6 protein-coding genes are annotated in these 3,802 nt (G+C 44.6%); all 6 read left to right on the top strand.

What is annotated here, in order from left to right:
• A partial coding sequence (gene lgt / locus LD39_RS06275) for a prolipoprotein diacylglyceryl transferase (protein ID WP_035544089.1) occupies positions 1-552 on the top strand: 552 nt, incomplete at its 5' end.
• Positions 553-565: 13 nt separating this feature from the next.
• A complete protein-coding gene (locus tag LD39_RS06270) occupies positions 566-1,522 on the top strand; it encodes a nucleoside recognition domain-containing protein (protein ID WP_035544085.1) in 957 nt (318 codons plus the stop codon).
• A complete protein-coding gene (gene ppaX / locus LD39_RS06265) occupies positions 1,497-2,135 on the top strand; it encodes a pyrophosphatase PpaX (RefSeq protein WP_035544082.1) in 639 nt (212 codons plus the stop codon). The genes LD39_RS06270 and ppaX overlap by 26 nt, the downstream gene beginning before the upstream one ends.
• 3 nt (positions 2,136-2,138) lie before the next feature.
• The gene (locus LD39_RS06260; protein WP_035544080.1) at positions 2,139-2,669 is read left to right on the top strand and encodes a DapH/DapD/GlmU-related protein; all 531 of its coding nucleotides are present in this window, start codon (positions 2,139-2,141) and stop codon (positions 2,667-2,669) included.
• A gap of 9 nt (positions 2,670-2,678) precedes the next feature.
• The gene (locus LD39_RS06255; RefSeq protein ID WP_035544079.1) at positions 2,679-3,224 is read left to right on the top strand and encodes a glycerol-3-phosphate responsive antiterminator; all 546 of its coding nucleotides are present in this window, start codon (positions 2,679-2,681) and stop codon (positions 3,222-3,224) included.
• A gap of 128 nt (positions 3,225-3,352) precedes the next feature.
• On the top strand, positions 3,353-3,802 hold a 450-nt coding region (locus tag LD39_RS06250; protein WP_035544076.1), incomplete at its 3' end, for an MIP/aquaporin family protein.

Below are 3,802 nucleotides of genomic sequence, written 5' to 3'. Positions count from 1 at the left end.
ATTGCGATTCATGGAGCTTTGATCGGTTCTGTTTTAACCGCGTATTTATACACAAAAATCAAAGGGCTCTCCTTCTGGATGATGGCCGATATTGCTGCACCTAGTATCATCCTTGGTCAGGCCATCGGACGCTGGGGAAACTTTATGAACCAGGAAGCCCATGGCGGCCCTGTTACGGAGAGCTTTTACAATAACTTCATGCAATACTTGCCAGGGTTTATCAATCAGCAAATGTGCATTGATGGAACTATGTATCATCCGACTTTTCTTTATGAATCTATCTGGAACATTATCGGATTCATATTACTTCTCGTTTTACGCCATAAATTCAATCCTCGTCGAGGAGAAGTGTTCTTGAGCTACGTCATCTGGTACTCATTCGGGCGTTTCTTTATTGAAGGCATGCGTACGGACAGCCTTTACTTATTCGGACAGATCCGAACGGCGCAGTTTATTTCCATTGTTCTCATCGCATTAGCGATTGCTGTCATCTTCTACCGACGCAAATCAGGCATGGCGAATAAATATTATAACGGAAAGAAAGTAAAATAGAGGAGAAGAAGGAATGAAGGGAATACTCTTAAGAGGTGGCAAGAAGGGACTGGAACTGACTTGGACTCTCGGAAAAGTAATTTTTCCAGTCACGTTGATCGTGACGATCCTTCAGTTCACCCCTGTCTTGCCATGGGTGATGGGCAAACTGGAACCTGTCATGAGGTTGATCGGATTAACTGGCGAAGCGGCCGTTCCCCTTGTCGTCGGAAACTTTTTGAATTTGTACGCAGGAATAGCTGCAATCATCTCGTTTGAATTTACTGTAAAAGAAGTGTTTATTCTTGCGATCATGCTTTCTTTTTCCCATAACTTGCTGATCGAATCGACAGTCGCAAAACGTGTCGGTGTCAGCTGGTGGTTTGTAGCAGGTGTTCGACTGAGCCTGGCGTTTCTGTCCGCTGTTTTGATCAATACCTTTTGGAAGGGTGGAGGCGAAGTTGCAAAGTACGGCCTTGCGCCAGAGAAGATCGCTGAGCCGGATGGATGGCCTGAAATCATCTGGCATGGGCTGGAAACTGCTCTCATCGGGATCTTTCAGCTTGCCTTAATCGTCATTCCATTGATGATGTTCATGCAATATTTAAGGGAAAAAGGGTGGCTGGATCTTTTTTCAAAGTGGGTCGCTCCATTCACAAAGTTTCTCGGCATGGAAAGAAACACTTCGATGACGCTTGTCGCAGGACTCACAATCGGTCTTGCTTACGGTGCAGGATTAATGATCCAGGCCGTCGAAGAGGATGGCGTTTCAAAAAAGGACATGTATTTAGCTGTTCTTTTCTTAGTTTCCTGTCACGCAGTGGTTGAAGATACTTTGGTTTTTATCCCTTTAGGCATTCCGGTATGGCCGCTTCTTGCCATCCGGTTATTGACGGCGATTTTGCTGACTGCCGCTGTCGGTTTTATTTGGAATAAGCTACAACATGAGAGAAAGGATACTTCTAATGAGCATAGGTACAATTCTTTTTGATTTAGATGGAACGTTGATTGACACGAATGAATTGATCATCGCTTCCTTCACCCATACGATCAGCCAGTACAGCGATCGTGAATATAGACGTGAAGAAATTCTCGAGTTCATCGGCCCTCCTCTGCGTGAAAGTCTAAGAAAAATCAACCCTGATCGTGTTGAAGAAATGATTGAAACGTATCGAAAGCATAATATTGAACATCACCATGATTATGTGAAGGCCTACGATGGTGTTGTTGATACGATTCATAAGCTGAACGAACAAGGGTACCGATTAGGCATCGTAACAACCAAGATGCGGAACACGGTGCACATGGGGCTTGAACTGACCGGTCTAAACGGATTGTTCGAAACCGTTGTCACCCTTGATGATGTATTGAATGCGAAACCTCATCCAGAACCGATCGTCAAGGCTCTTGACGCTCTGGATGCCAAAGCGTCAGAGTCGTTGATGGTCGGAGATAACACTCACGATATCGAAGCAGGGCAAAATGCAGGGACGAAAACAGCTGGAGTGGCCTGGACGGTGAAAGGCCGTGACGTGCTAGACAAGCTTCACCCCGATTATATGCTTACCCATATGAGTGAGCTGCTTGAAATTACAGGAGGGTAACGAATGCGTAAAACCGAGCGATATCCTGTCAAAGGAGCGAATTCACTTTGGCATGTGTACAAAACTGTGCCTTTCTTAAAAGTGGTAAAAAACTTCGTCGTCATCCAGTTGGCTCGATATACTCCTTTCCTTGGAATGAAAAATTGGCTGTACAAGACCTTTTTAAGAATGAATGTAGGAGATCAAACAGCCTTTGCGCTCATGGTCATGTTAGATGTCATGTACCCTGAGCGGATCCGGGTAGGAAAGAATACGGTCATTGGTTACAATACGACGATTTTGGCGCATGAATATTTGATTGAGGAATATCGTCTCGGTGATGTCATCATCGGAAATGAAGTGATGATTGGTGCCAATACGACCATCCTCCCTGGAGTGGTGATCGGTGATGGTGCTATCGTATCTGCAGGAACACTTGTCCATAAAGATGTTCCTGCAGGCTCTTTTGTCGGAGGTAACCCGATGCAGGTAATCTATTCGAAATCCGAGATGGATGAACGGAGAGAAAGCGATGACTTTTTTCAAAAGAAGTGAGGGAATCCTATGAAGCTTGAACAATCTGTTTTGCCTGCAGTAAAATCCATCAAAGAATATGAATCGCTGCTTGATAGCGACACTAAATACATTGTCCTTCTCGAGACCAGGCTTGGGCTTTTACGTAAACTTGTTAAGGTAGGTCAGAAATCAGGTAAAAAGATATTCGTACATATTGATCTTATTCAAGGTCTGAAGGCTGATGATTATGGAATGGAATATATCGGCCAGGAAGTTAAGCCAGACGGGGTGATCTCTACGAGAAGTCACGTCATCCATCAAGCAAAGAAATATAACTTGGTTTCCGTGCAGCGGTTATTTCTAATCGATAGTCAGGCCATTGAACACAATGTAAGCATCATTAAGAAAGCAAAACCTGACTTTGTTGAAGTTTTACCTGGCATCCTTCCGGGAATGATAAAAGAGATCAAAGACCGTTTGGAAGTTCCTGTTATTGCCGGAGGTTTGATCCGGACCGAAGAAGAAGTCGAACAGGCTCTATGTGCAGGAGCTTCTGCAGTTTCTACTTCACAGATGGACTTATGGGATTTTTAACAACTTGGATACATACACGCCCTTTTCGTGAAAAGGAACTGACGGTACACACAATCATTTGTAGATGAACTACGAATCGTTGTGTGTATTTTTTCGTGACGGTCTCTCATAGAAAGGAAGTGGCAGCGTTGACGGAATTTATGGGTGAACTCATTGGTACGATGATTTTAATTATTTTAGGCGGAGGCGTAATTGCTGGAGCCAATCTAAAAGACACAAAGGCTGAGGGGAGCTGGGTGCTGATTACGATCGCCTGGGGCCTGGCAGTTGCTATGGGTGTCTATGCAGTCAAACAGGTAAGCGGGGCTCACATCAATCCTGCCGTTACGCTTGGCCTGGCAACAGTCGGGGATTTTCCATGGTCAAAAGTCCCTATGTATATCGTGGCTCAAACGTTGGGAGCCTTTATAGGGGCGGCAATCGTTTATTTCCACTATCTGCCGCACTGGAAGGATACCGAAGATCAATTGGCCAAGAAAGCTATTTTCTGTACGGATCCCGCGATTAGGAGTCCGATTTCTAACTTGGTGAGTGAAATTATCGGAACGTTCGTTTTAGTTATAGGAATCCTGTTTATA

The sequence above is a fragment of the Halobacillus sp. BBL2006 genome, from assembly GCF_000786645.1.
GTDB lineage: Bacteria > Bacillota > Bacilli > Bacillales > Halobacillaceae > Halobacillus.
The sequence above is the reverse complement of the archived record's forward strand: the minus strand, read 5'-3'. Positions and strand labels throughout refer to the sequence as shown.